We start from the raw sequence: 26,314 nt of genomic DNA on the forward strand, positions 1-26,314 counted from the left end.
GCCGTTGTGCGCAGGACGGCATGGACGCCGCGCGAACTCCGGCTTACCGTGCAGGCCCCGGCAGGCCCGCCAGAGGAGTTCGCATCGAGGACGCAGACCCGCGCGCCGCGCCCCGGCCGGATGGGCCGGCCCGGATCGGCCATCGGATCCGGACAGCCCGCTCCCTGGTCTGGCGCGGCGACCGTCACGGCGCGGTGCTCCTCGCCGGGATCGCGCTGGACGTGACCCTGGACCCGCAGGACCGCGCGGCCGCGGCACGGGCGCTCATGGCCGATGCCTCCCTGGTCGATCCGGCGCTGCTCGCCCGCCTCGTCACCTGCGCGACGCTTCCCCGGGCCCAGCGGGCGATCGCCCTCGACCTCCTCGACGGGCTCGGCGCGTCCGGCGGCCCGGCGCTGGACGCGCTGTGCGCGACCGCCACGGACCGCGCCGTCGACGCGCCGGCCCGGGCGTCGGCCGCGGCTAGGCTGCTCATGACCGGCCGGGCGGCCCGGACACCGCCGGACGTCCTGGAGACGATCGCCGCCGACACCGGGATCGACACGTGGCTGCGGCACGGCGCGCTCAGGAGGCTCGGCGCCGAGGTCCACGCGCGGATCGCCGTGGACCCGGCCGCCGACCCGGAGGTCCGCGTGTGGGCGTTGCGGAGCGCGTTCGCCGCGGGCGAGGAGGACCGTCCTCTCCTCCGTCCCGTCGCATGGCGGCTCGCGTCCGACCCCGGCCTGTCTCCGGAGCTGCGGCTCCAGGCGATGACCGCGCTCGCCGCGGATCCGCCGTCGGCATGGCACCTGCTCAAGATCGCCGAGATCGCGGAGACGGTCCCGGGCGGCGTGCCGGAGGAGTTCGCGGACATCGCCGCGGGCGGCGTCGCGGAGCGGCTCGCGTCGGCCTCCGACGGCACCGCGCGGACGCTGCTCCTCGCCCCGGGGCTGCCGGAGCGCGTCCGGGCCGTCGCCCTGGAACGGCTGCTCCAAGGGTTCCCGCGCGCCGCCGCCCGGCTGCTGCGCGGCGTCCTCCTCGGCGCGGACACCCCGCCCGGCCTGCGCGGGCTCGCCGCCGGGGCCGTCGTCGGGCGGCCGGTCGGGCCGCTCCTCACGCTGGTCGCGGACGGCCGCCTGGACCGCGGCGTCTGGCTGCCCGCCGCCCTCCGCGAGCCCGCGGCGGGCGCGGCCCTCGCCTGGGAGGACGTCCGCACCGGGCGCGGCACCCCGGCGGAGCGGTCGGCCGTGATCGCGTGCCTGTGCGCGTCGGGCGCCGCGCCGCCGGCCGGCGTGCTCGACCGGCTCCTCGCCGACCTGCCGCGGTGGGACGCGGCGCGCCCGTGGCTCGCCGCCGAACTCGCCCGGCGCGACCGGGACGCCGGCATCGCCGCCCTGCGCGCCATGGTCCTCGCGCGCGAGGCGCCGCCGGCCCTGCGGCGGTCCGCCGCCGAACGGCTGCACGGCCTGGACTGCGAGGCCGCGCTCGCCGCGTTCGTCCAGGCCGCCGAGGACGACCCGGTGCCGTCCCCCGGTGTCAGGGCGATGGCGCCGCTGTTCGAGCCCGGCGGTTCCCTCGGCGACGCGGTGCTCCGCCGTCTGGCCGAGCACGCCGTCCCCGGCGCCGCGGCGCCACTGCTCGGCCGAGACGCCGCCGCCGAACTCCTCGACCGTCCGGACGTCTGGGCCCGCCTGTCCCGCGACAGGAGGGTGATGAAACGCGTTGTCCGGTTCCTGCGGTTCCTTGCGGGATGGGCGTCCCGGGTGGTCGCCGCGGCCAGGCGCGGTGCCGCGTCCCTGTCTGGCCGCGCGCCGAAGTCCTTGCGTTTCCGGGGGCGCCGCTTCGGACGCACGCCGCCGCGACCGGCCGTCGAGGCGGCCGGCCTTTCGGAGTTGCCCGCCCGTCCTGCCGACCTCCTCGCCGCGTGCGAACGCCTCCTGGAGGCGATCGACGAGGAGGACGAGGCGGCGTTCCGGGCGCTCGACGAGGCCGTACGCCGCGCGCGCGACGACCGGCGCCGATGATCACGCCCGTCCGGAGGGTATTGCGCTCTGGCGGTTTATGAATCTAATGTCAGCTTCATTCGTGGTACGGATCGGAGCTGACATGTGCGACGGGCAAGTGGACGGGACCGGGACGGCGGGGGCGCGGCCATCGCGGCGGGCGGTCCTCGGGACGGCGGCGGTGGCGGGCATGGCCGCCTTCGGCGCCGCCGCCGCGCCGGGCCGGGCGCTCGCGGCGGCGCCGGCGCGGCCGGACGGCGGGCGGCCGGACGCGCGGACGCGGCTGGTGCTGCTCGGCACCGCGGGCGGCCCGGTGCCGATCGCGGAGCGGTTCGGGATCTCCAGCGCCGTCGTCGTCGGTGACCGGACGTACCTGTTCGACGCGGGGCGCGGGTCGGCCAGCCAGTACGTGCGGGCGGGGCTGCCGTTGAAGTCGCTCAAGGCCGTCTTCGTGACGCACCTGCACGCCGACCACACCGCCGACCTGTTCAACTACCTGATGCTGGCGCAGGCCAGCCCGGACGGCGACGCGCTGGTCCCGCCGGTGCGGGTGTTCGGGCCGGGCCCGGCCGGGGCGATGGGGCCGCCGTTCGCGGGGCCGCGCCCCGTCCCGGACGTCAACCCGGACAATCCCACGCCGGGCCTGAAGGACCTGATCAACGGCAGCCTGGACGCGAACGCCTACACGTTCAACATCTACGGGCGGGAGGGCGCGACGCCGATCCATCCGGAGTCGATCCTGGAGCTCACCGAGATCGACGTGTCCCGGACCGGCGCGGACCCGCTGAAGAACCGCGCGCCGCGCATCCGCCCGTTCACCGTGTTCGAGGACGACCGGATCCGCGTGCAGGCGACGCTCGGCGCGCACGGCCTGGTGTTCCCGGCGTTCGGGTTCCGCTGCGAGACGCCGGACGGGGTGATCACCTTCTCGGGCGACACCGCGTACCACGAGAACATCATCGAGCTGGCGCACGGCAGCGACGTCCTCGTCCACGAGGCGGTCAGCGTGGACTACTACAAGGACAAGAACCAGAACGCGGCGTTCATCGAGCACCTGAAGGAGGCGCACACCGACGTCACGCAGGTCGGGGACGTGGCGCGGCTGGCGGGCGCCGGGAAGCTGGTGCTGAGCCATCTCGGCCCGGCGAAGCCGAGCATGGTGCCGGACCGCGTCTGGTACCAGGGCGCGCGCAGGTCGTACCGCGGGCCGGTGGTGGTCGGGAACGACCTGGTCACGGTGGCGCTGCGCGGGAAGCGGGGCTGACGTCGTGGAACGATCCATCGAGCGCCTCGCGGACGAGTTCGTCGCCGCCGTCGAGACCGGCGACCTGGACGCGATCCGCACGTCCCTCTACGCCCCGGACGCGGAGATCTGGCACAACACCGACGGCAAGGTGATCGGTGTCGAGGAGAACCTGCGGGTGCTGGGCTGGCTGACCGGGGTCCTGCGCGAGATGCGGTACACCGGGATCCAGCGGCGCCTCACGCCGGACGGCTACGTCCAGCAGCACGTGCTGCGCGGCGTCGTGCCGAACGGCGACGAGCTGACGCTTCGCGCCTGCTTCATCGTGACGGTGAAGGACGACCGGATCACCCGGCTGGACGAGTACCTGGACCCGGCGCAGAGCCGCTGCCTGGATCCCTATCGCCCCAGGTGAGCGGGAGGGTGTCGAGGCCGAGCACCAGGCTGGCGTGCTCGGCCGGGCGGGCGCCGTCGGGGACGCGGTAGTGCGGGATCCGGCGGTGCCACTCCTCCAGGGCGACGCGCAGTTCCAGGCGGGCCAGGTGGGAGCCGAGGCAGCGGTGCGGGCCGGCGCCGAAGGCGATGTGCCGGTTGGACGCGCGGTCGAAGTCGACGGTCCGCGGGTCGGGGAACATGCGGGGGTCGCGGTTCGCCATCGCGAGGGGCAGCATCACCATGTCGCCGGCGTGCATGGGGCAGCCCTGGGCCGTGACGTCCTTGACGAGCCTGCGGGCGGGCAGCACCAGGGAGTAGGCGCGCAGCAGTTCCTCGACGGCATCGGGGACGATGCCGGGCTCCGCCGCGATCCGGGCCCGGTCGGCGTCGTGGCGGGCGAGGTGCCAGAACGAGTACGACAGCTGCGCGGCGACGGTGTCGAGGCCGGCGAGGAACAGCAGGGTGCACAGCTGCAGCAGCTCGCCGTCGGTGACGGGCCTGCCGTCCGGCTCGAAGGCGATCGCGGCGCTGACGACGTCGTCGCGCGGGTCCCGGCGCCGTTCGGCGATCAGCTCCTGGAACAGGGCCGTCACCTTGCCCATGGCCTCGACGCGCCCGCCCCGCGCCGGCGGCGCGTGCAGGATCGCGTACTCCCACTCCAGGAACTCCTCCAGCCGGGAGACGGGCAGCCCCATGAATTCGAGGAAGACGGCCGTCGGGTAGCGGCGGGCGAAGTCCGCGACGAAGTCGCACTCGCCCCGGGCGGCGAGCGCGTCGATCAGCTCGGCGCACCGGCGCCGGACGGCGCCCTCCATCGCGGCGGCGCGGGCCGGGGTGAACAGCGGGCGCAGCAGCCGCCGCCACATGGTGTGCTCGGGCGGGTCCAGCATGACCGGGATCCACCGGTAGGACGGGTCGGGGTCGATGACGGCGATGGCGCGGCTGGAATGGGCGTCGGTGTCCTGGTAGGCGGCGAGGATGTCGGCGTACCGGGTCAGCACCCAGAACCCGTTCCGGGCGGAGCTGTGGAAGGCCGGGCACTCCTCGCGGAGCTCGTCCAGCATCGCGTGGGTGGTGCCGGGCGGACGGGGTTCGCCGAAGGGGTCGAAGTCGATCCGAGGATGGCTCATCGCGCTCCCGCCCGCCGCGCGCGGCCCGGCGGCCGCACGCGACGATCATAGGTTCCCGGAGCGCTTCCGGCTGGGATGCCCTTTTTCGGACGCCCTCAATGTCCGGGGCGGCCGGTGGGGAGCCAGGGCGGGCGGGTGCGCTCGTGGGCGGCGATGGCCGCGTCGCGGGCGAGGGTCAGGTCGATCTCGTCGAGGCCGCGGACGAGCCGGTGGTGCGCGGACTCGTCCAGCTCGAAGGGCGCGTCGCAGACGCCCGCGCAGCGGACGGTCCGTCCGGCGACGTCCACGACGATCTCGGTCGCGGGGTCGGCGGTGACGGCGGCGAGCAGGGCGGACACCGTGTCCGGCGCGGCCCGCACCGGGACGAGGCCGCTGTTCGGCAGGTTGCCGCGGAAGATGTCGGCGAAGCTCGGCGCGATGATCGCGCGGAAGCCGAAGTCGCGCAGCGCCCAAGGGGCGTGCTCGCGGGACGAGCCGCACCCGAAGTTCGGGCCGCTGACCAGGATCGGCGCCCCGGCGTACGCGGGATCGTTGAGCACGAACGCGGGGTCGCGGCGCCACTTCTCGAACAGCCCGTCGGCGTAGCCGGTGCGCTCGACGCGCTTCATCCAGCGGGCCGGGATGATCTGGTCGGTGTCGACGTCGGACCGGTCGAGCGGGACGGCCCGTCCGGCGACGCGAGTGACGGGTTCCATCAGCGCGCCTCCCCGAGGTCGGCGGCGCTCGCGAGGTGCCCGAGGACGGCCGACGCGGCGGCGGACGCGGGCGAGACGAGGTGGGTGCGGGCGCCGGGCCCCTGGCGGCTCTCGAAGTTGCGGTTGGACGTGGACGCGCTGTGCGCGCCGGGCTCGACGACGTCGCCGTTCATGCCGACGCACATCGAGCAGCCGGACGAGCGCCACTCGAACCCGGCGGCGCGGAACACCTCGTCCAGGCCCTCCTCCTCGGCCTGCCGCTTCACGCGGGTGGAGCCGGGGACGGCGAGCGCCCGGACGGACGGCGCGACGCGGTGTCCGCGCAGCACGTCGGCGGCGGCGCGCAGGTCGGTGAGGCGCCCGTTGGTGCAGGAGCCGATGAAGACGGTGGAGATCGCGATGTCGCGGAGGGCGGTGCCGGGGGCGAGGTCCATGTAGGCGAGGGCGCGTTCGGCGGCGGCGCGCTCGGCGGGGTCGGCGAACGAGGCCGGGTCGGGGACGGTGCCGTCGATCCCGGTCGTCTGGCCGGGGTTGGTGCCCCAGCTGGCCTGCGGGCCGATGGCGGCCGCGTCGATGACGGCCTCGTGGTCGAAGTCGGCGCCGTCGTCGGTGCGGAGGGTGCGCCAGTCGTCCAGCGCGCGTTCCCAGAGCCGGCCGCGCGGGGACCGTTCGCGGCCCTCCAGGTAGGCGAACGTGGTGTCGTCGGGCGCGATCATCCCGCTGCGGGCGCCGGACTCGATGGCCATGTTGCACACGGTCATGCGGCCCTCCATCGGCAGCGCGGCGATCGCGTCGCCGCGGTACTCGATGAGGGTCCCGGTGCCGCCCGCGGTGCCGATGCGGGCGATGATCGCGAGCGCGAGGTCCTTGGCGGACGTGCAGGGACGCGGCGTCCCGCGCAGGGTGACGGCCATGGTGCGGGGACGCGGCATCCACAGCGTCTGGGTGGCGAGGACGTGCTCGACCTGGCTCGTCCCGATGCCGAACGCGACCGCGCCGAACGCGCCGAGGGTGGCGGTGTGGCTGTCGCCGCAGACGATCGTCATGCCGGGCTGGGTCAGGCCCAGCTCGGGGCCGATGACGTGCACGACGCCCTGGCCGGGCGAGCCGAGCGGGTGCAGCTCGATGCCGTGCCGCGCGCAGTTCTCCTGCTGGACGCGGAGCTGGCGGGCGGCGAGGCCGTCCAGCAGGGACAGCGGGTCCGGCCCGGTGGGGACGTTGTGGTCGGCGGTCGCCACCGCGAGGCCGGGCCGCCGGACGGGCCGTCCGGCCAGCCGGAGCCCCTCGAACGCCTGCGGCGAGGTCAGCTCGTGCAGCAGGTGCATGTCGATGTAGAGGAGGTCGGCGTCGCCGCGTTCGATGACGTGGCGGTCCCAGACCTTTTCCGCGAGGGTCGTCACGACGCCGCTCCTTGGACGACGTTCTCCAGCGGCCGCCCGGACGCGAGGCGGCGCGCGTTGCCGGCGGCGATGGCCACGCACCGTTCCAGCGTCTCGCCGGTGAGCCACGCGACGTGCGGCTGGACGACCACGTTGTCCAGCGCGAGCAGCGGGTTCGCCGGGTCGACGGGTTCGGTCGCGAACACGTCGAGCCCGGCCGCGCCCAGATGGCCGGTGCGGAGCGCCTCGACCAGCGCCGCCTCGTCGACGACGCCGCCGCGCGAGGTGTTGACGAGGATCGCCCCGCGCTTCATCGCGGCGAGCCGGACGGCGTCGATCAGCCGTTCGGTGTCCGGGGTCAGCGGCAGATGCAGCGAGACGATGTCGGACGCGGCGAGCAGCTCGTCCAGCGGCCGCCACGACGGGTCGGCGGCCGTGCCGGACGGGCTGTGCCACAGCACGGTCGCGCCGAGCGCGGTGAGCGGCGCCTCCAGCCGCCGGGCGACCGCGCCGTGCCCGACGAGCCCGACGACGCGTCCGCCGATCTCGCCGACGCGGTCGGCGAGGGCGGTGTCGAGGGGCCAGCCGTGCCCGGCGCGGGTGGCGGCGTCCAGCGGGACGACCCGCCGCAGCGCGGCGAGCATCAGCGTCAGCGCGGCCTCCGCGACGGCGGGCGCGTTCGCGCCGACCATGTTCGCGACGGTCACACCGCGCGCGCGGGCCGCGTCCAGGTCGATGGTGTTGACGCCGGAGCCGAGCTTCTGGATCAGCTTCAGATCGGGGGCGCGGCGCAGGTCGTCCGCCGTGATCGGGCGCAGCACGTGCCACAGGACATCGGTGTCGGGCAGCAGCGCGGCGAACCGGTCCTCGTCGTCCTCCGCGCACCACCGCACGTCGAGGCCGTCGAGCAGCGGTTCCAGGCGCGCGAGCATCGCAGGCGTCGGCGCGAGATGGCACAGGACGCGCGGCGTCATGGTGCGAGCCCGGCGCGTCCGGCGTAGCGGGCGGCGGCGCCCAGCTCCTCCTCGACGCGCAGCATCTCGTTCCACTTGGCGGTCCGCTCGCCGCGCGTGGACGACCCGACCTTGAACCCGCCGCTGCCCCAGCCGACCGCGAGGTGGACGATCGTGACGTCCTCGGTCTCGCCGGACCGCGCCGACACGATCGCGCCGAGCCCGCTCTCGGCGGCGGCGTCGAGCGCGGCGCGCGCGCGAGTGAGCGTGCCCGCCTGGTTCGGCTTGACCAGCACGGTGTTCGCGGTGCGCCGCGCGGCGGCGGCGCGGACGCGCTCGGCGTCGGTGACGAGGAAGTCGTCGCCGACGATCTGGATCCGGTCCCCGGCCGCCTTGGTGATCAGCGCCATGCCGTCGGGGTCGTCCTCGGCGAACGGGTCCTCGACCGACACGATCGGGAACCGGTCGAGCCAGCCGAGCAGGACCTCGCCCCAGCCGTCGCGGTCGTACTCCCGTCCCTCGCGGGCCAGCCGGTACGTCCCGCCGGAGCCGAACTGGGTCGCGGCGACGTCGATCGCGATGCCGACCTGGTCGCCGGGCGTGAGGCCCGCGCCCTCGATCGCGGCGACGAGCGCTTCGAGGGCCTCGGCGTTGGAGTCGAACGCGGGCCACCAGCCGCCCTCGTCGGCGGTCCCGGCGAGCCGCCCGCGCTCGTCCAGCCAGCGGCCCGCGCTGCGGTGGATCTCGGCGGCCCAGTCGAGCGCCTGCGCGAACGAGCCGGCGGCGAGCGGGACGACCAGCAGGTCCTGGATGTCGAGGCGGCCGTGGGCGTGCGCGCCGCCGCCGAACACCTGGATCTCCGGCAGCGGCAGCCGCGTCGCCGCCGGGTCGAGGTGCCGCCACAGCGGCACGCCCCGCGACGCGGCGGCGGCGTGCGCGACGGCCATCGACGTGGCGACCGCCGCGTTCCCGCCGATCCGGGAGAAGCCGGGCGTGCCGTCGAGCTCTTCGAGGCGCTGGTCGACGGCGGCCTGGCCGGTGACGTCCATCCCGGTCAGGGCCTCGGCGATATCGGTGTTGACGGCCGCGACCGCGCGGGTCACGTCGTGCCCGCCGAACGCGTCGCCGCCGTCGCGCAGGTCGACCGCCTCGCCGGACCCGGTGGACGCCCCGGCGGGAGCGAGCGCGCGTCCGGTCCCGGAGGCGGTGCGCACGACGACCTCGACGGTCGGCCGGGCGCGCGAGTCCCAGCGGCGGTGGCCGGTGACGGAGATGATCTCGGTGCTCATGCGTGTTCTCCGGAAGTCAGGTCGAGCCAGCGGGCGGTGAGGGCGGCGAACCCGTCCGGCGGCCGCTCGACCAGGTCGGCGGCGGCGTGCCGGACGGTGCGGCGGGCGTCCTCGTCCAGGTACTCGACCGGGGACAGGCCGTCGACGCGGGCCAGCGCGAGCGCGGGCAGCAGCCGCGCCGCCCGCGCCTCCGGCCCGCCCGCCGGTTCCCAGTCGACGCCGTCGAGGTACGCGGCGGCGAGCGCGCGCGCCGCCTCGATGTAGCGGTCGCGTCCGGCGGGCCGCCAGACGGCCTTCAGCAGCAGGTGGTTGGCGCAGAACGCCAGGTCGAAGGCCGGATCGCCGGGGCTCGCGCACTCGGCGTCCAGCAGCACGGGGCCGTCCGGGCCGAGCAGGATGTTCTTCGGGCTGACGTCGCCGTGGATCACGGTGATCGCGGCGGTCGCGAGCCCCTCGGCCAGCGCCGCGAACCGCGGCGCGAGCCGGGGATGCGCCCGCGCCGTCGCGGTCAGGTACGGGTCGATCCGCAGCGACGCGAACAGCTCCCGCGCGGGCTCCCACTCGGACAACGGCCCGCGCGCGGCGCCGGCGTGCAGGGCGGCGAGCCGCCGCCCGACCTCGGCCGCCACCGGAACGTCGACGTCGCCCGCCGCGAGCCGCTCCTTCCACACCCTGTGGACGAACGGGTCGAGCCATTCGAGCACGAGGACGTGCCCGTCCGCGTCGTAGCCGAGCGGGCGGCACGCGGCGCCGGGCAGCAGGTCGGCGGCCAGCGCCAGCCAGCGCGCCTCCCATCCGGAGCGGTCGGTCGGCGCCCGCCAGTCGCCCTCGACCTTGAGCCGCGGCAGCGCGCGCTTCGCGCAGACGGGCCCGTCCGGCAGGTCGACCCGCCACACGTCCGACGAGACGCCGCCGGTCAGCGGCTCGCCGCGCACCGGGCCCGGGCCCGCGAGGCCGAGCCGCCGCAGCCCGGCGGCGATCTCCGCGGGGACGTCGGCGGTCACCGGAAGCGCTTGCCGAGCCACGACGCGATCAGGTCGGCGAGGTCGTCGCGCGCGCCGTCGGGTGTGAGGAAGTAGTGGTCGCCGGACAGGTCGTGGCGCTCCTTGTCCTCCGCCGCGAGCGCGTCGTACATCGCGGCGGCGTCGCTCGGGAACACGCCGGTGTCGGCGTCGGCGTTGACGACCAGCGACGGGACGGTGATGCGGGCGAGGTGCGGGTGCGCGCGGGTCTGCGAGTCGTCCAGGCTCCACAGGTTCAGCCAGGTGCGCAGCGTGCAGGCGGCGGCGATGCCGAACACCGACCGGTTCGCCCGCTCCGGCTTGCCGGGATAGCAGCTGTTCGGGCGCCGGTTCGTCGGCTCGATGGACGGGTCGACCATGCGCGGGTCGGCCCACGTCCGGAACACGCTGAACGGCCGGTCGTGGTACCCGGCGGCGGACAGCCGGGCCAGCTCGTCCTTCACCCAGGCGGTGATGCGCCGGTTCCGGGCCTCCTGCGCGGCGCGGTACCGGGCGAGGAACTCGGCGCTGTACGGCGGGCCGTTCTCGGGGTTGAACAGGTCGAGGGACGGGTCGGTCGCGACGGGGTCGGACTCGTCGGTGACCGACGCGTCCATCCAGGACGTGAGCACGTCGGGACGGCCGAGGTGCGCGGCGACGGAGATGTAGGCGTCGCCGGCGGGCAGGTCGTCGACCCCGGCGGCGAGGCGCAGGCCCGGCAGCGTCGTGACGTTCGGCTCGACGGCCTGCGACTGGTAGGCGGCCATCAGCGAGCCGCCGCCGGAGTTGCCGAGCAGCACGACGGTCTCGGCGCCCGCGACCTCGCGCAGCCACCGCACGCCCACGCCGATGTCGACGAGCGCGTGGTCGAGCAGGAAGTGGCTCTCGTCGCCGCGGAACCGGGTGTTCCAGCCGAGGAACCCGAAGCCGCGCTCGGCCAGGTACTCGGCGAGGTAGTGCTCGGAGAAGTCGATCTGGTAGTGCGTCGCGATGAAGGCGACCTTCGGCCTCGTGCCCGCGCGCCGGTGGTAGAGGCCCTGGCAGGGGTGGCCGCCCGCGCCGGCCCGCCCGATCGTCGGGGAGGGGAGGCCCACGAAGGTGCGTTCGATCGTCATGCTGCTCCGTCCTGTCGTGCGGTGCCCTGTCGAGGGTCGCGCCGTGCGGTGGCGGCGTCGAGGGCGCGGCGGAAGTCGCGCGCCCCGGCGGTGATCCAGGCGTCGTAGGAGGTGTAGAGGAACCGGGCGCCGAGGCCGGTGAACCGGTCGATCTGGTCGGCGGGGCACAGCGTGCCGGGCGCGGTTCCAGCGGCCGCGATCCGGGTGAGCGTCTCGTCGATGGCGTCCGCGACCTCGGGGTGGTCGGGACGGCCCTGGTGCCCCATCGCCTGCGCGAGGTCGTTCGGCGCGACGAACACGACGTCGATGCCGGGCACGGCCGCGATCTCCTCCGCGTTGCGGAGCGCGTCCGGGTCTTCGAGCTGGACGACGAGGACGGTCTCGTCGTTCTCCTTGTCCAGGAACCCGGGACGGCCGTAGGAGCGGCGTCCCCGCGACACCCCGCGCGCCCCCTGCGGCGCGAACTTGGCGGCGGCGACGAGGCGGCGCGCCTCGTCGGCGGTGCTCACCTGCGGGACGACGATGCCGTGCACGCCGAGGGTCAGCGCGCGCGCCACCAGCGACGGCTCCAGCGTCCGGACCCGGTACATGGCGGCCATGTCCCACAGCTCGCAGGCCCGGCTGAGGTCGCCGATGCGGTCCCAGGTGACCGCGCCGTGCTCGCCCTCCAGCCACAGGCCGTCGAAGCCGAGCTGCCCGACGAAGTCGGCGGTGTCGGACGTCGCGGAGTGCCCGGCCACGACGACCGCGATCTCTCCGCCGTCGAGCGCCCGCCTCACCCGGTTCCCGCGTGCCGGGCCGGTCATCCGACGCTCCTTCCGCCGGCGGGCCAGTAGGCGGCCCGCAGATCGCGCTTGAGGATCTTGCCGCTGGGGTTGCGGGGCAGGTCGTCCACCACGTCGACCGAGGTCGGGCACTTGTAGTGGGCGAGGCGCTCGCGGCAGAAGGCGATCACCTCGTCCGGCGCGGGCGGTGCGGCCGGGGCGCCGCGCGCGACGATCAGCGCCTTCACGGTCTCGCCCCAGCGCTCGTGCGGCACCCCGATGACCGCCGCGTCGGCGATGCCGGGATGCGCCATGAGGACGTTCTCGACCTCGACCGGGTACACGTTCTCGCCGCCGGACACGATCATGTCCTTCACCCGGTCGGTGACGAACAGGTAGCCGTCGGCGTCGAGGTGGCCCGCGTCGCCGGTGCGGAACCAGCCGTCCGGGGTCATCGCGGCGGCCTGCTCGGCGGGCCGGTTGCGGTATCCGGCCATCACCATGTCGCTGCGCGTCCAGATCTCGCCGACGTCCCCGGCGGGCAGCGGCTCGCCGGTCGCCGGGTCGCGGACGGACAGCTCGACGCCCTCGACCGCGCGCCCCGCCGACGCCAGCCGGTGCTCGGGCGTGCCGGGCGCGTGGTCGGCGGGCCCGAGGAACGTGATCGGCCCGCACGTCTCGGTGAGGCCGTAGCCCTGGACGAGGTCGCAGCCGAGCAGCTCGCGGGCCTCGACGAGGACGGCCGGCGCGATCGGCGAGCCGCCGTAGATCAGCGTCCGGAGCAGCGAGAAGTCGGTCTCCTTCGCGACCGGGTCCCGCACGAGCATCCGCAGCAGCGCCGGGACGACCAGCGCGTGCGTCACCCGCTCCGACTCCAGCAGCCGCAGCACGTCCGCCGGGACGATGTCGCGGACGTAGAGCGCGTGCGCGCCGACGCCGAGGCACAGGAACAGCCAGCCGCTGCCGGACACGTGGAAGGTGGGCGCGGGCACGAAGACGGTGTCGCCGGGGCCGATCGTCCACGGCGCGGGCTTGGCAAGGTTCGCGGCCACGTTCCGGTTGGCGAGCTGCACGCCCTTCGGGCGGCCGGTCGTGCCGGACGTGTAGAAGAGGAACGCCACGTCGTCGGGCTCGGCGGGCAGCCCGGGGTCGTCGGCGTCGTGACCGGCGAGCCACGCGTCGAGCGGGACGGCCGCGCCCTCGACGACGACGTGCGGCTCGGCGCCGTCCGCCGCCGGGAGCCCGAGCAGCGGCAGGAACTCCGGCTCGCACACGACCGCGACGGGCGCGGCGTCGGCGAGCACCTCGGCCGTCTCCGGCCGCGACAGCCGCCAGTTCAGCGGCACGCCCATCGCCCGGACCTTGGACGCCCCGACCAGGGTGACCGCCCAGGTGGTGGCGTCGCGGCCGAGGAACGCGACGCGGTCGCCGGGCGCGGCGCCGGCGGCGAGCAGCGCCCGGGCGAGGCGGGAGCCCAGCGCGTCCAGCTCGGCGAACGTCAGCGAGCGGCCGCCGCCCGTCGACACCGCCGGGGCGCCGGGGCGCGTCCGCGCCCAGTGCCGGACCATCCCGGCCGGAGATCCGTCCGTCCCCATGCGGCCTCCTCTGCCATATCTAAATCTGACGTTGGAATCATGTTAGAAGCGCACGAGGTTTGGCAACCCCCGCCCCCGAGGTCGTCAGCCCTATGGCCTTGTGGGGGGCGACCCCCACACCCCCGGAAGGGACTGACCCGCACCTTCCGCTCCGCTGGCGCTCCGCTCCAGGCGACGGGTCAGTCTTCGGCTCGCCAGTAGATGGCGCGGTACCAGATCTCGCCGAGGGCGCGGATCGCGGCCTCGTCGTCGATGTCGGCGTCCTCGCCCGCGCCGGCGAGGCGGTCGTAGCAGAACTGGTTGAGCATCGCGACGATCGCCGCGGCCGTGAGGCCCGGGTCGACGCCGGGGCAGTAGCCCTCCCGCTGCGCGCGCCGGACGCTCTCGGCGATGCTCTCCACGGCGTCGTCGCACAGCTCGCGCCAGTGCCCGGCGAACTCCTCGTTGATCATGGCGAGCTGGAAGACGCCGACCATCTCGGCGAGCCGTTCGCGATAGGTCATCCAGTGCGCGCGCGCCGACTCCATGACGCGCTCGCGGTGCGGCACGCCGTGCTTGTAGGCGACCACCGCGCGGGCCTTGGCCTCGGCGCGGAAGTCGTCCGCCCAGTGGGCGAGCAGGTCTTCCTTGGAGTCGTAGTAGTTGTAGAACGAGGCGGGCGAGCGGCCGGCCTCCTGCGCTATGTCGGCGACCGTCATCGCGAGGAAGCCCTTGCGGGCGATGATCCGGCGGGCGGCGGCCTCGATCGCGGCGAGCGTCTTGCGCCCGCGCACGGTCGGACGCGTGGTCTGATCCTTCTCCACACCTGAACCTAACACCGGTTTCTCCTCGCGCCGGGACGCCCCGGATGCCCTCGGGCGCGTCCCCGGGCCCTTTACAGCGGGGCCGGCGCGAGAGAGTATCTAAATCTGACGTTAGCATTAGATTATCCGCACCCGAGGAGTGAGCATGAGCGCAGAGAGCACCGGCGAGGAGCCGGCCTTCCGCATCCGCGGCTTCAACCACGTCGCGCTGGTCTGCTCGGACATGAAGCGCACCGTGGACTTCTACAGCGGCGTCCTCGGCATGAAGCTGATCAAGACGCTGGACCTGCCGGACGGCATGGGCCAGCACTTCTTCTTCGACGCGGGCAACGGCAACTCCCTCGCCTTCTTCTGGTTCCCGAACTCCCCGGAGGCCAGCCCCGGCGTCGCCGCGCCGGTGACCGTGCCGGGCTTCGGCGAGTGGATCAGCGGGATCGGGTCGCTCAACCACGTCGCGTTCGACGTCCCGCCCGACATGTTCGAGGAGTACCGGGCCCGGCTGAAGGCCAAGGGCGTGAAGGTCGCGCCGATCGTCAACCACGACGACAGCCCGACCCAGGTCGCCCGCGAGATGCACCCCGGCGTGTACGTCCGGTCCTTCTACTTCCAGGACCCGGACGGCATCCTGCTGGAGTTCGCGTGCTGGCTGCGCGACTTCACGCCCGAGGACGTCGCGCACGAACCGCGCACCGCCGCCGACCGCGACACGCCCCTCCAGGGCTGACGGGGCACCGGCCGTGCAGAGCTGGATCCACGTCCTCGAATGGCGCGCGTCGGCGCACCGCGACCGGACCGCCGTCCGCGACGACCGCGGCGCCCGCCTCACCTACGGGGAGCTGCTGGACGCGGTGGAGCGCCGCGCCGGCGGCTGGGCCGCGCTCGGGATCGGCGACGGCGACGTCGTCGCGGTCATGGCGCGCAACAGCGCCGACTTCCTCGTCCACGCGCTCGCGCTGATGCGGGCCGGCGCGATCCCCGCGTTCGTCAACTGGCGGCTCGCCGCGCCGGAGCTGGCGCGGCTCTGCGCGCTCCTCACCCCGGTCGCGGCCGTCGCCGACCCCGCCTTCACCGGCACCATCGACCAGGCCGCGCCCGGCCTGCGCGCCCGCGTGGTGATCGGGACGGCGGACGGCGGCTGGGTCCCGGACGCGGAGCTGGACGCTCCCCCGCCGCCGCGTCCGGTGGAACGGCTGTCCGCGACGGGCGTGTCCGGGCTGATGCACACCAGCGGCACGACCGGGCGCCCGAAGGCGATCCCGCTGGACAACGGCTCGCTCATCCGCAGCCTGTCCGGCTTCGCCATCGAGATCGGCGACCAGGTCCCCGGGTCCCGGCACCTGCAGCTGATGCCGCTGTTCCACCTCGCCGGGTGGGCGCAGGCGATGCAGTGCGTGCTGACGGCCGGGGAGCTGATCGTGCACGGCGCGTTCCAGCCGGACGCCGTCGTCGACGCGATCGCGGCCGACCGCGTCGAGTTCTTCACCGCCGGGCCCACGCTCATCGACATGCTGGTCGCCGAGGTGCGGGGCCGCGCCGTCCGGCCCGACCTGTCGTCGCTGCGGGAGATCCAGTACGGGTCGGCGCCGATCACCCCGGCGTCGCTGCGCGCCGCGCTCGACACGCTCGGCTGCCGGTTCCGGCAGATCTACGGCAACACCGAGTGCCAGTCGTTCATCAGCCTGCTGCACCCCGACGACCACGTCCCGGACGGCCCGCACCTGGCCAGCGCCGGGAACGTCACGCTCGGCTGGGAGGTCCGCGTCACCGGGCCGGACGGGACGGACGTGCCGCCCGGCGAGCCCGGCGAGCTGCTGATCCGCGGCGACTCGCTGACCAGCGGCTACTGGCGCGACCCGGACGCCACGGCCGCCGCGTTCACCCCGGACGGCTGGTACCGCACCGGCGACGTCGTCCGCATCGACGCGGACGGCTACCTGTTCGTCGTCGACCGCGCCAAGGACATGATCATCAGCGGCGGGGAGAACGTCTTCCCCGCCGAGGTCGAGGCCGCGCTCGCCGAGCACCCGGACGTGGCGGAGGTCGCGGTGATCGGCGTCCCGGACGAGCGCTGGGGCGAGGCCGTCCACGCCGTCGTGGTGCCCGCCCCGGGCGCCGCGCCGTCCGGCCCCGACCTGATCGCCTGGATCCGGGACCGGATCGCGCACTTCAAGTGCCCGCGCAGCGTCGAGTTCGTGGACGCCCTCCCCCGCAACGCCACCGGCAAGGTCGTGAAGAACGACCTGCGGACCGCCCGCCGCTGACTCCCCCCCGGAGCCCGCGGTGGGCGGACCGCCCCGCTGACCCGGCCCCCTTCGCGGGTCAGCGGCGCTCCACGCGCGCTCCGCCCGCCGGGCCCCCGCCCGCCGGCGGCCGGGGCGCCGCGGCCCGGCGTAGAGGCGCGCGCCCCGGGGTACGGGATCATCACTGTCCGTGACGCTCCGCCGGCACCCGCCCGCGGGGCGTCCTCCCGCGAAGGAGCGGTCCCGTGATCCCTGCCGAGCAGCTGAGCGAGCCGGCCGTCCGCGCCCTGGTGGACGCGATCAACGCCAACGACGTCGACGCGTTCCGCGCGGCGCTCACTCCCGACGCGACGATGAGCGACGACGGCAGCGACCGCGACGTGCGGCAGTGGGCCGACCGCGAGATCTTCTCCTCCAACGGGCACATGGACGTCGAGTCCGAGGCCGACGACGGCCGGTCGCTGGTCGCCCGGTACCGCAACGACACCTGGGGCGAGATGCGCACCGCATGGCGCTTCGACGTCCGCGACGGCAAGGTGAGCCGCTTCGAGACCGGCCAGGCCTGACCGCCCGGCCCGGTATCAGCGGCGGGCGGCGTCACCGGGGTCGCCGGCGGATGGCGTCAGCGGCGGGCGGGGTCGCTCGCCAGCTCGGACAGGTTCATCGCCATCGTCCGGTGCACCGCCGGGACGAAGTCGAGGGCGCGGAGCGCGGTGTTGCGGATGCCGCGCAGCGGGCCGCCGCTCACGGTCGCGACGCGGGTCATCTTGTGGGTGAACGCGACGACCTCCTCGGCGACCGGGCGGCGCTCCGCCTCGTACTCGTCCAGGACGGTCCCGGAGGCGCCGTCGCGGAGCACGGCGGTCAGCTTGGCCGCGAGGTTGAGCGCGTCCTGGATGCCGGTGTTCATGCCCTGGCCGCCCGCCGGGCTGTGCACGTGGGCGGCGTCGCCGGCGAGGAAGAGCCGTCCGGCGCGGTAGTGGTCGGCGAGCCGGTGGTGCACCCGGAACCGCGAGCTCCACACCAGGTCCTTGACGGCCACGGGGTGTGCGCGCGGGCCGCGCTCGTCCAGCAGCGCCTGCACGTGGGCGAGGTCCGGCGCCTCGGGGGCGTGGTCGACGGTCGCGACGATGCGGTGCCGGCCCCCGGGCAGCGGCGCCACCACCGTCACGCCCTCGGCGGAGAAGAAGAGCATCACCTCGTTCGGGACGTCGGGCCAGTCGAGATGGACGTCGGCGAGCACGAACGACTGGGCGTAGGTGTCGCCGGTGAACGCGATCCCGGTCTTGTCGCGGACGACGCTGTGCATGCCGTCCGCGCCGACCGCGTAGCGGGCCCGGATCGTCCGGCCGTCCTTCATCGTCGCGATGACGTGCGGGCCGTCCTGCCCGATGTGGGCCAGCTCGTGCGGGCGCAGGACGCGCCCGCCGGCGGCGCGCAGCCGGTCGCCGAGCAGTTCCTCGGTGACGTTCTGCGGGACGAGCAGGGTGAACGGGTAGTCGGTGGGGAGCGAGCCGAAGTCGACCTTCAGCAGCACCCGGTCGCGCTCGCGGACGGTGAAGCGGGGGACGATCACGCCCCGTTCGACCAGGTCCCCGGTGACGTCGATGTCGCGCAGCACCTCGAGCGTCCGGGCGTGGACGACCGCGGCGCGCGAGGTGTTCGCCCCGGCCGCCGCCTTGTCGATCAGCACGGCGTCGACGCCGGCGCGGGCGAGGGCCGTGGCGAGGGCCAGGCCGACCGGCCCGGCGCCCACGATCAGGACGTCGGTGGTGCCGGGAAGCTCGTCGGGCATGGGAGTCCCCTTCCTGCGGGAAAGTCCTCTACATCCGTAGAGGCGGGCGCCACTCTACACTTGTAGAGTCGCGGGGGGAGGACGAGGTGACCGACACCACAGCGGGCCAGGGGGCCGACCGCCGGCGGCTGCTCGCCGAGGCGGCGATCAGCACGCTGGCGCGCGCCGGCATGCGCGGCCTCACGCACCGCGCGGTCGACGAGACCGCCGGGCTGCCACCCGGGTCCTGCTCGTACTACTTCCGCACGCGGCAGGCGCTGCTGCAGGGCGCCGTCGAGCGGCTCGCCAAGACTGACCTCGCGGAGATGGCGGAACGGCCCCCGCTCGACCACCCGGCGACCCTCGCCGACATCGCCGAGCGGGCGGCCGCCCTCATCGCGCACATGACCACCGCCGGGCGCGAGCGCGTCCTCGCGCGGTACGAACTCGTCCTGGAGGCGACCCGGCGGCCCGAACTGAAGGACGTGCTGGAGGCGGCGGCCGACCGGCACCGGGCCCTCATCGAGGGCATCCTCGCCGCGGCGGGTGCGCCCGTCCCCGCCGAGCGCGCCCCCGCCCTCGTCGCCTGCCTGGACGGCCTCCTCCACGAACAGGTCGTCGGCACCGCCGACCTGACCCCTACCGAACTCCGGAGGACGGTGCGCACCCTCCTCGAATCCTTCACCGCCCCCCGTTGACCGGCTCAGGAGGCGGCGGAGACCTGGAGGGCGTGGGTCTGCAGGATCGCGGCGAAGCGCTCGTCGGCGCGGTCTAGCTGGCCGGTGATGTGCTGCTTGACCTGGGCGTCCAGCGGGGTGTCGGGGCGGTTGACCAGCTCCCGGAGCGGCGGGACGAGCGGCCGGTACTTGCGGGCGAGCTTGCGGACCTTCGGGCCGGTGGTGTGCATCAGCCCGACGCCGTTGTCGGTGAAGTCGGAGACCTTGATGATGCGCGCGGACGGGTTCCGGTCGAGGCTCTCGGCGACGTGCGCGCGGTACTGGGCGTGGACGTCGCCGCCGCGGTCGTAGACGGGGTTCGTCACCGCGCGGACGAGTCCGGCGACGCGCGGCCCGAACTCCGCCTCCAGCACGTCCAGGGCCGCCTCGCGCGGGTCTCCGCGGCCGTGGCCGTCCCCGGCGAGGTCGGCGGGGTGGTCCTCGACGGAGTCGTGCAGGAGCGCGGCGACGAGGACGTCCACGTCGTCCACCCGGTAGTGGCACATGACGCGCAGCGTCACGCGGAGCAGGTGGTTGATCGTGGGCTCGCTGACCCGGCGGTCCTGCCGGTGCAGGTCGCTCGCCAGGGCCAGGGCGGTGCTGAGGCGCCGCCAGTCCGCTTCGGGGAAGCGGAGGATCTCGCGGGAGAACCGGTCGCGGAGGCCGGCCTCGCCGTACACCGCGGTGATCGTGTGGAGCGGAAGGGTCTCGAGAAAGCCGGGCACCGTGCTCCCCTCTCGCGGGAAGGAGTCCCCGGGTCCGGAGTGTGCGGTCCGTTCCCGCGCACAGATCGGACGCATTGTGTGATCATCCGGTTCCGCCCGCATGACGGAAGGACGACCCGGATGGCCTACTCGCTCGCCGACTTCCCCGGCCTCGTCGGCAAGGAGCTGTTCTGCTCGTACTGGGAGTTCATCGGAATCGCCGACGAGGAGGCGTTCAGGTACGCGACGTTCCTGCGCGAGGAGTTCATGGGCCGGCCGGTGTCCGGGGGCGGCGGGTCCGGCGAGCGGACGGCCTCGGGGTTCCTGCTGCTGTCGATGCTGGTCGCGTTCCACAAGCGGGAACTGGACCTCGGCTCCGGCGGGCTGAACTACGGCGTCGACACCGTCCGGTTCCTGCGGCCGGTGCGGACCGGCCGGCGCGTCCGGGTGCGGGCGACGCTCCTCGACGTCCGGGAGAAGGACGGCGGGACGCGCGTGCTGACCCGCAACGAACTGGAGGCCGAAGGCGCCGGGGGCCCGGCGATGGTCGCCGACTGGATCACGTTCTTCCCGCGCGGCGGCGCCTGACGGTTTCCCACTGAGCGAGACACCGCGCTGCCATCGGCGGCGCCGTCCTGCACGCTCCGAAGGTCAGGTCCTCGTCGCGAAGGAACCGCAGCATGGCCGGCTGGACTCATCGGTACGCGCGCATCAACGGCCTCGACGCCCACTACGTGGAGCAGGGCGAGGGGCCGCTCGTCGTCCTCCTGCACGGGTTCCCGCACCTCTGGTTCAGCTGGCGGCACCAGATCGGGCCGATCGCCGACGCCGGCTTCCGGGTCGTCGCGCCCGACATGCGCGGCATGGGCGGGACGAGCGGCCCCGCCGACCACCGCCAGTACGGCGTCGAGCACATCGTCGGCGACGTCGCCGGGCTCCTCGACCACCTCGGCGCGGAGCGGGCCGTGTTCAGCGGCCTCGACTTCGGCCTGTTCGCCGCCTACGACCTCGCCTACCACCACCCCGAGCGCGTCGCGGCGATCATCGGACTGGAGAACCCGTTCTTCACCCCGAGCGACGAGTCTCCGCTGACGCTCGCCGCCCGGCAGGCGAAGCGGCACTTCAACCACATCCATTACTTCGCCGAACCGGGCGCCGCCGACCGGGACCTCGGCGCGGCGCCCCGCGAGTTCCTGCGCAAGGTCTTCTACGCGCTGTCCAGCGACTACCACTACCTCGACGTCTGGCGGAAGCCGCCCGGGACGACGTACATCGACGCGCTGCCGGACACCCCGCCGCTCCCCTGGACGTGGCTGACCGACCTGGAACTGGAGTTCTACGTCGACGCCTACAGCCGCAGCGGATTCACCGGCGGGCTGAACTGGTACCGCGCGATGGACCTTTCCTGGGAGCACCGGAAGGCGTACAAGGGCCGGAAGAACCCCGTGCCGTTCTATTTCATCGGCAGCGAGCAGGACGCCGACCTGGAGGGCTGGCACGGCGACGACCCGCTGAGCAAGCTGCACGAGCATTACGAGGACGTCCGCGACGTCCGGATGCTCAAGAACGCGGGCCACATGATGCAGATGGAGAAACCCGAGGAGACGACCGCGACCATGCTGGAATTCCTCGCGAGGAGCGGTGAATGGGCCTGACCGGAGACCGGGTGGCGGTGGTCACCGGGGCGAGCCGCGGCGCCGGGAAGGGCATCGCGCTCGCCCTCGGCGAGACCGGCGCGACCGTGTACGTGACCGGGCGCACCCGCGCCGACGGCGACGCGGACCTGCCGGGCAGCGTCTTCGCCACCGCGAAGGAGATCGACGAGCGGGGTGGCACCGGCGTCCCGGTGATCTGCGACCACTCCGACGACGCGCAGGTCAGGGCCCTGTTCGAGCAGGTCGAGCGGGAACGCGGCGGGCTGGACGTCCTGGTCAACAACGCGTTCACGATCCCCGACGGCCTGACCCGCAAGGGCCCCTTCTGGGAGAAGCCGCTCGGGCTGCAGGACATGCTGGACGTCGGCATGCGGTCGGCGTACGTCGCGACGTATTACGCGGCGCCGCTGCTGATCCGCGGCGACGGCGGCCTCGTCGTGAACACGTCCTCGTTCGGCGGACGCTGCTACATGCACGGCCCCGCCTACGGCGCCGGAAAAGCCGCCGTGGACAAGATGGCCCACGACATGGCGGTCGATTTCCGCCCCTACAACGTCGCCGTCATCTCGCTGTGGATGGGGCTGCTGAAGACCGAACGGAACCAGGCCCTTTTCGACGGCGTCCCCGACAAGTACGCCTCGTTCGCCGCCGGTGCCGAGTCGCCGGAGTTCAGCGGCCGGGTCATCGACGCCCTCGCCCGTTCCGCCGACCCGATGAAATGGACGGGACAGGTCCTCATCGGCGCGGAACTCGGCGAGGAACTCGGCGTCACCGACATCGACGGCACCCGCCCCCGCTCCCACCGCGCCATGCTCGGCGACCCGCCCACCTACAACCCGGCCGTCGTCGAATAGCAGCCGCTCTGATCAGCGGGTCACTTGTTCTTGCGGGGGACGTAGAGGCGGATGTCGTCGATGACCGCCTCGCCCTCGTAGTAGTTCAGGTGCGGGTCGCCGATCACGAAGGAGTCGGGGTACGCCGAGCCCTTCGGCCACGTGTGCGGAGTGACCCAGGTTCCGTTCGGGCCCTTGTGGACGAGCCTGCGGTCGAAACGGCCGTCGTATTCGCCGGGCGTCTGGTTGTAGTGCCAGATCGGGCGGCCGTTCTCGATGAAGTCGTGGTGGACGCGCAGCGTCGCCTGCCCGATGAACCGGAACGGGCCGCTCATCTCCAGCGTGTACCCGGTGTCGTCGCGCTCGACGGCGAACCGGTACGACGCCTTCGGCAGCAGTTGCGGCTGGATCTCCGCGCTGGTCAGGTGGCCCTCGAATCGCTTGCCGGGCCCGTACGGCTTGTCGAGCGAGGCGTTCCCGCAGGCGGTCTTGGCGTAGTACTCGGTGCTGATGTCGTTGTCGGGGCCGCCGATGAACTTGTCGCCGCGCGCGAACAGCGCGTTCACGCCGTTGAAGGTGCCGTCGAACGTCCGGTACATCTTGCGGGTCTTCGGGTTGCAGGTCGCGGCGCGCTTCCAGCGGGGAAGGTCGCTGTAATAGCCGTCCATGATGACCTTGCGGCGGAAATGGATGTCCGGGTTGCCGTGCGGCGCGGGCGTCGCGTAATCGAGGATCGTCATGTAGTAGAAGCCGTTCTCCCGCGTCACGTCGTGGTACTGGCAGCGCGACTTTCCGGGGAGAGCGCCGGTGAACGTCCACGGGAAACGGGTCTTGCAGGGCTCCTTGGTGTAGCCGTTGTGGCGGCCGTTGTAGTCGAACGTGCCGTTCCGCTTCCCGCCGAAGTCGATGCCGCGCAGCGTCATCTCGACGCGGTAGTGCCGCGGCAGCGGCCGGGTCGGCCGGATCAGCACGCCCGCGTCCCAGCTCGGCTCGGAGAGCCGCGCGGCCTTCTGCCCGCCGGGCAGGGTGACCGTCGACAGGCCGGGGCGGGAGTCGGGCCGGCCGTCGTGGTCCTTGTCGACGGCGGCGACCTCGGCGGTGAGCCATCCCCTGCTGCCGAACGCGACGCGCTTGCGGTACACGTTCAGCGTCGCCATCTGCTTCTTGAAGAGCGGGCCGCTCATCCTCGTCCAGGCCTCGCCGTCGTCGTCGAACGCGTCGACGTTCCACGGGCTGCGCCTGCCCTGCGGGTCGAGCCGCCACTTCGCGCCGTCGACGCGCAGCGGACGGTTGAAGTTCTCGGCGTCGACCAGGACCCAGCGCCCCTTGCCGGAAGCACCGGACGGGGCGGACGCGTTCCCGGCGGGCGAGGGCCACGCCACGGAGGCGGTGGTCATGACGGTCGCCCCGGCGGCGGCGACGGCGGCCTTCCAGCTTCTCTTCACGGCGTGACTCCTCGAATGCCCGGACCAAAGGGGCGCAGTGCCCTCCGGTGGTCAATGAGAGAGCCCGCCTCCCGCGGACATGGCGTCCGACATGCGGTCTTGCCCCTTTCTTGGCCGGGCCCGGCGCCGTCCCGGGGACGCTCCTGAAGAAGCCCTGGAATTTTCGGTTATCGCCCGTCCCGCGCGGGGTCTGCTGCGTGTTCGCCCAGCCCCGACGAGAGAAGGATGTGGCATCGCCATGAGCTACCCCCCTGGCCCGGGCACCGGACGGCCGCGTCCCGCGAGGCCGCGCCCCGGCCGGCCGCGCAGGGCGTCCCGCCGCGTCGCCGCCTGGACGGCCGCGGGCGCGGCGGGCCTGCTGGTGATCGGCGGCGTCGCCGGGACGGCCGCCGGCGCGTTCGGGGGCGGCGCGGACGGCTCGCCCGCCGCGAGCGGCTCGTCGCTGTCCCCGAGCGCCGCCGCGCCGCCGAGCCCGGTCGCCGACGCGCCGCGCCCGTCGCCGAGCCGCAAGGCGCAGCCGAAGCACCACAAGAAGGCCAAGAAGTCGCACAAGCCGACGCCGCGCGCGACGCGGCACCGTCCCGCCACGACGGCGCCCGCGAAGCCGAAGGCCCCGGCCGCGCCCGCCGGCGGGACCGCCGGACGGTACGCCGCGCAGGTCGTCGCGCTGGTCAACGCCGAGCGCGCCAAGCACGGCTGCCGCGCCCTGACCGTCAACAGCAAGCTGGCGCGGGCCGCGCAGGGGCATTCGGCCGACATGCACGCCCGCAACTTCTTCGACCACACCAACCCGGACGGCAAGGACCCGGGCGACCGCATCACCGCCGCCGGCTACCGCTGGTCCTCCTACGGCGAGAACATCGCCAAGGGGCAGGCGACCCCCGCGAGCGTGATGCAGGCGTGGATGAACAGCTCCGGCCACCGCGCGAACATCCTGAACTGCGGGTTCAAGGAGATCGGCGTCGGCGTCGTGCTGAGCGGCGGCCCGTACTGGACGCAGGACTTCGGCACGAGCCGCTGACGACCCGGCACGTCTCAGGCGGGGGTCGCGAAGTCCTGGGTCCACCAGGGGCCGCCGGACCCCCGCACGAAGCCGACCCCGATCATCGTCAGCCCGCAGTTCAGGATGTTGGCCCGGTGGCCCTGGCTGTTCATCCAGGCCGTCACCACGGCGGGCGGGGACGCCTGGCCCTGCGCGATGTTCTCCGCCCACGCGCTCCAGCGGAACCCGGCTGCGGTGATCCGGTCGCCCGGGTCGGTGCCGCCGGAGCCGCGGTGGTCGAGGGCGTGCCGGGACGCCATGTCCTCCGTGTGCGCCTGCGCGGCCTTGTGCAGGGCGGGCGAGACGCGCAGCGGGCGGCATCCGGCCTTCGCCCGGTTCCGGTTGACCAGGTCGACGACCTGCTGTTCGACGGTCCGCTTCGCCTTCTTGGTGGGCGGCGGCGCGATGTGCTCCTTGACGGACGTGGCGCCGGACCGCGGCGCCGGGGTGCGCGACGGCGTCCGCTGCGCCGCGGCCGGCGGGTCGTTGCGCGGCGGTGGGTCGTCGGGCGAGCCGTCCCGCATGCCCCAGAAGACCACCGCGGCGCCCGCGACGCCGACGGCCGCGGCGCCCGCCACCCACTTGGCCGCGGCCATCCCGGCGCCCTTCGCCGCACCCGCCCCGCTCGCCGCGCCAGACGCGCCCGCGGCGGACGCGGCGGTCGGCGTGGACGAGGCCGTCAGCGCCGTCGGCAGCGCGTGCAGCGGGTGCGCGGCGGGCAACGGCACCATGACCAGGCCCGCGAGCAGCGCCTCCGGCGGCAGCAGGTCCCGCTGCCGGGCGCCGCAGGCCCGGCACCCGCGGACGTGCTTGGCGACGCGCTTGCGCCACAGCGGGGACGGCCGCCCGTCCCACTGCGCGAGGACCGGGGCGAGCGCGTCGCAGCGCCGCTCCGCCCCGACGACCCGGACGACGGCGCGGCACGTCGCGAGCTGCTTCTTCATCCGCTGCACCCGGACCGCCGCGTGCGCCGCCGACACGCCCAGCGCGTCGGCCAGCTCGCTCCGGGTCAGGTGCCCGGAGGCCTCCAGCCACCACAGGCCGAGCAGCTCGCGTTCCCCGGCGTCCAGCCAGCGGGTCGCCTCGGCGATCTCGCGGCGCTGCCCGGACAGCTCCAGCCGCAGCACGGCGGCCTCGGCGAAGTCGGCCTCGGACGCGGCGACCCGCGCGATCGCGTCCGGGTCCATCGGCGTGCCGCGCTGCAGCGACGTCCAGCGGCGGCGCACCTGGTTCATCGCGATGGACACGAGCCAGGAGCGGAACCGTCCGGGCTCGCGCAGGCCGTGCAGCCCGCCGAGCGCGCGCAGCACCGAGTCCTGGACGACGTCGTCCACGTCGGCGTGGCCGTCGAGGGCCCAGCCGACCACGTTGTACAGCAGCGGCAGGTGCTCGGCGACCAGCCGCTCCCTGGCCTCGGGGTCGCCGTCCTGCGCCGCCCGGACCAGCAGGTCCACGTCCTCGCCCACGCGCGTCACCGTCCCTCCAGCGGATCGCCCCCGACCCCCTGGAGACCTCCCGAGA

General features: G+C 74.2%; 25 protein-coding genes. 11 read left to right on the plus strand and 14 right to left on the minus strand.

The features are described from left to right. Positions 1-194: 194 nt before the first annotated feature. The 3 genes from AB0C78_RS34520 to AB0C78_RS34530 all read left to right on the plus strand — a co-directional run bounded on the left by AB0C78_RS34520 (position 195) and on the right by AB0C78_RS34530 (position 3,640). On the plus strand, positions 195-2,003 hold the full coding sequence (locus AB0C78_RS34520) for a hypothetical protein (RefSeq protein ID WP_360756285.1): 1,809 nt from the start codon (positions 195-197) through the stop codon (positions 2,001-2,003). An 82-nt stretch (positions 2,004-2,085) separates the two neighbouring features. After that, positions 2,086-3,246 (plus strand): MBL fold metallo-hydrolase, encoded by a 1,161-nt coding sequence (locus AB0C78_RS34525; RefSeq protein ID WP_360756288.1) that lies wholly within the window; start codon positions 2,086-2,088, stop codon positions 3,244-3,246. Between the two features lie 4 nt (positions 3,247-3,250). Further along, positions 3,251-3,640 carry a nuclear transport factor 2 family protein gene (locus AB0C78_RS34530; protein WP_360756290.1) on the plus strand — a complete coding sequence of 130 codons (390 nt, stop codon included), beginning with the start codon at positions 3,251-3,253 and terminating at the stop codon, positions 3,638-3,640. Here the strand turns inward: AB0C78_RS34530 and AB0C78_RS34535 are convergent. The 10 genes from AB0C78_RS34535 to AB0C78_RS34580 all read right to left on the minus strand — a co-directional run bounded on the left by AB0C78_RS34535 (position 3,573) and on the right by AB0C78_RS34580 (position 14,384). Continuing rightward, positions 3,573-4,790 carry a cytochrome P450 gene (locus tag AB0C78_RS34535; RefSeq protein ID WP_360756292.1) on the minus strand — a complete coding sequence of 406 codons (1,218 nt, stop codon included), beginning with the start codon at positions 4,788-4,790 and terminating at the stop codon, positions 3,573-3,575. The two genes, AB0C78_RS34530 and AB0C78_RS34535, sit on opposite strands and share 68 nt — an antisense overlap. 95 nt (positions 4,791-4,885) lie before the next feature. Continuing rightward, positions 4,886-5,485, minus strand: coding sequence for a 3-isopropylmalate dehydratase small subunit (leuD, locus tag AB0C78_RS34540; RefSeq protein WP_360756294.1), 600 nt, complete (start codon positions 5,483-5,485; stop codon positions 4,886-4,888). After that, positions 5,485-6,885: a 3-isopropylmalate dehydratase large subunit gene (gene leuC, locus AB0C78_RS34545; protein WP_360756297.1), complete on the minus strand. Its 1,401-nt coding sequence runs from the start codon at positions 6,883-6,885 to the stop codon at positions 5,485-5,487. The genes leuD and leuC overlap by 1 nt, the downstream gene beginning before the upstream one ends. Then, positions 6,882-7,838 (minus strand): NAD(P)-dependent oxidoreductase, encoded by a 957-nt coding sequence (locus AB0C78_RS34550; RefSeq protein WP_360756299.1) that lies wholly within the window; start codon positions 7,836-7,838, stop codon positions 6,882-6,884. The genes leuC and AB0C78_RS34550 overlap by 4 nt, the downstream gene beginning before the upstream one ends. Next, a complete protein-coding gene (locus AB0C78_RS34555) occupies positions 7,835-9,106 on the minus strand; it encodes an enolase C-terminal domain-like protein (protein WP_360756302.1) in 1,272 nt (423 codons plus the stop codon). The genes AB0C78_RS34550 and AB0C78_RS34555 overlap by 4 nt, the downstream gene beginning before the upstream one ends. Continuing rightward, positions 9,103-10,131, minus strand: a complete 1,029-nt coding sequence (locus AB0C78_RS34560) for an aminoglycoside phosphotransferase family protein (RefSeq protein WP_360756304.1) — start codon at positions 10,129-10,131, stop codon at positions 9,103-9,105. Before AB0C78_RS34560 ends, AB0C78_RS34555 begins: the two co-directional genes overlap by 4 nt. Then, positions 10,107-11,222 (minus strand): alpha/beta hydrolase, encoded by a 1,116-nt coding sequence (locus AB0C78_RS34565; protein ID WP_360756306.1) that lies wholly within the window; start codon positions 11,220-11,222, stop codon positions 10,107-10,109. The genes AB0C78_RS34560 and AB0C78_RS34565 overlap by 25 nt, the downstream gene beginning before the upstream one ends. Then, entirely contained in the window at positions 11,219-12,028 is an 810-nt protein-coding gene (locus tag AB0C78_RS34570; protein WP_360756308.1) for an aldolase/citrate lyase family protein, read from the minus strand. The genes AB0C78_RS34565 and AB0C78_RS34570 overlap by 4 nt, the downstream gene beginning before the upstream one ends. Further along, entirely contained in the window at positions 12,025-13,581 is a 1,557-nt protein-coding gene (locus tag AB0C78_RS34575; protein ID WP_360756311.1) for an AMP-binding protein, read from the minus strand. Before AB0C78_RS34575 ends, AB0C78_RS34570 begins: the two co-directional genes overlap by 4 nt. Positions 13,582-13,760: 179 nt before the next feature. Further along, on the minus strand, positions 13,761-14,384 hold the full coding sequence (locus AB0C78_RS34580; RefSeq protein WP_360756313.1) for a TetR/AcrR family transcriptional regulator: 624 nt from the start codon (positions 14,382-14,384) through the stop codon (positions 13,761-13,763). A 145-nt stretch (positions 14,385-14,529) separates the two neighbouring features. Between AB0C78_RS34580 and AB0C78_RS34585 the strand changes: the two genes are divergently transcribed. From AB0C78_RS34585 to AB0C78_RS34595, 3 genes are all read left to right on the plus strand, one after another. Continuing rightward, positions 14,530-15,108, plus strand: a complete 579-nt coding sequence (locus AB0C78_RS34585; RefSeq protein WP_360756316.1) for a VOC family protein — start codon at positions 14,530-14,532, stop codon at positions 15,106-15,108. Between the two features lie 13 nt (positions 15,109-15,121). Then, positions 15,122-16,645 carry an AMP-binding protein gene (locus AB0C78_RS34590; RefSeq protein ID WP_360756318.1) on the plus strand — a complete coding sequence of 508 codons (1,524 nt, stop codon included), beginning with the start codon at positions 15,122-15,124 and terminating at the stop codon, positions 16,643-16,645. 224 nt (positions 16,646-16,869) lie between these two features. Beyond that, the gene (locus AB0C78_RS34595; protein ID WP_360756321.1) at positions 16,870-17,190 is read left to right on the plus strand and encodes a nuclear transport factor 2 family protein; all 321 of its coding nucleotides are present in this window, start codon (positions 16,870-16,872) and stop codon (positions 17,188-17,190) included. Between the two features lie 56 nt (positions 17,191-17,246). Here AB0C78_RS34595 and AB0C78_RS34600 read toward each other — a convergent pair whose 3' ends face one another. After that, complete coding sequence (locus tag AB0C78_RS34600) at positions 17,247-18,419, minus strand: FAD-dependent oxidoreductase (RefSeq protein WP_360756323.1); 1,173 nt, start codon at positions 18,417-18,419, stop codon at positions 17,247-17,249. 86 nt (positions 18,420-18,505) lie between these two features. Between AB0C78_RS34600 and AB0C78_RS34605 the strand changes: the two genes are divergently transcribed. Further along, positions 18,506-19,096: a TetR family transcriptional regulator C-terminal domain-containing protein gene (locus AB0C78_RS34605; protein ID WP_360756325.1), complete on the plus strand. Its 591-nt coding sequence runs from the start codon at positions 18,506-18,508 to the stop codon at positions 19,094-19,096. Between the two features lie 5 nt (positions 19,097-19,101). Here the strand turns inward: AB0C78_RS34605 and AB0C78_RS34610 are convergent, their stop codons facing one another. Further along, positions 19,102-19,839, minus strand: a complete 738-nt coding sequence (locus AB0C78_RS34610) for an HD domain-containing protein (protein WP_360756328.1) — start codon at positions 19,837-19,839, stop codon at positions 19,102-19,104. Between the two features lie 120 nt (positions 19,840-19,959). Between AB0C78_RS34610 and AB0C78_RS34615 the strand changes: the two genes are divergently transcribed. From AB0C78_RS34615 to AB0C78_RS34625, 3 genes are all read left to right on the plus strand, one after another. Then, on the plus strand, positions 19,960-20,406 hold the full coding sequence (locus AB0C78_RS34615; RefSeq protein ID WP_360756330.1) for a MaoC/PaaZ C-terminal domain-containing protein: 447 nt from the start codon (positions 19,960-19,962) through the stop codon (positions 20,404-20,406). A gap of 92 nt (positions 20,407-20,498) precedes the next feature. Continuing rightward, positions 20,499-21,473, plus strand: coding sequence for an alpha/beta hydrolase (locus AB0C78_RS34620; RefSeq protein ID WP_360756332.1), 975 nt, complete (start codon positions 20,499-20,501; stop codon positions 21,471-21,473). Continuing rightward, positions 21,464-22,327 (plus strand): SDR family NAD(P)-dependent oxidoreductase, encoded by an 864-nt coding sequence (locus AB0C78_RS34625; protein ID WP_360756335.1) that lies wholly within the window; start codon positions 21,464-21,466, stop codon positions 22,325-22,327. The genes AB0C78_RS34620 and AB0C78_RS34625 overlap by 10 nt, the downstream gene beginning before the upstream one ends. 20 nt (positions 22,328-22,347) lie before the next feature. Here AB0C78_RS34625 and AB0C78_RS34630 read toward each other — a convergent pair whose 3' ends face one another. Then, on the minus strand, positions 22,348-23,751 hold the full coding sequence (locus AB0C78_RS34630) for a hypothetical protein (RefSeq protein ID WP_360756338.1): 1,404 nt from the start codon (positions 23,749-23,751) through the stop codon (positions 22,348-22,350). 238 nt (positions 23,752-23,989) lie between these two features. Here AB0C78_RS34630 and AB0C78_RS34635 point away from each other — a divergent pair, with 238 nt between their 5' ends. Continuing rightward, positions 23,990-24,772, plus strand: coding sequence for a CAP domain-containing protein (locus tag AB0C78_RS34635; protein ID WP_360756341.1), 783 nt, complete (start codon positions 23,990-23,992; stop codon positions 24,770-24,772). A 14-nt stretch (positions 24,773-24,786) separates the two neighbouring features. Here AB0C78_RS34635 and AB0C78_RS34640 read toward each other — a convergent pair whose 3' ends face one another. Next, positions 24,787-26,259 (minus strand): sigma-70 family RNA polymerase sigma factor, encoded by a 1,473-nt coding sequence (locus AB0C78_RS34640; protein WP_360756344.1) that lies wholly within the window; start codon positions 26,257-26,259, stop codon positions 24,787-24,789. Between the last annotated feature and the right edge of the window lie 55 nt (positions 26,260-26,314).

The organism is Actinomadura sp. NPDC048394, assembly GCF_040651755.1.
Classification (GTDB): domain Bacteria; phylum Actinomycetota; class Actinomycetes; order Streptosporangiales; family Streptosporangiaceae; genus Spirillospora; species Spirillospora montaniterrae.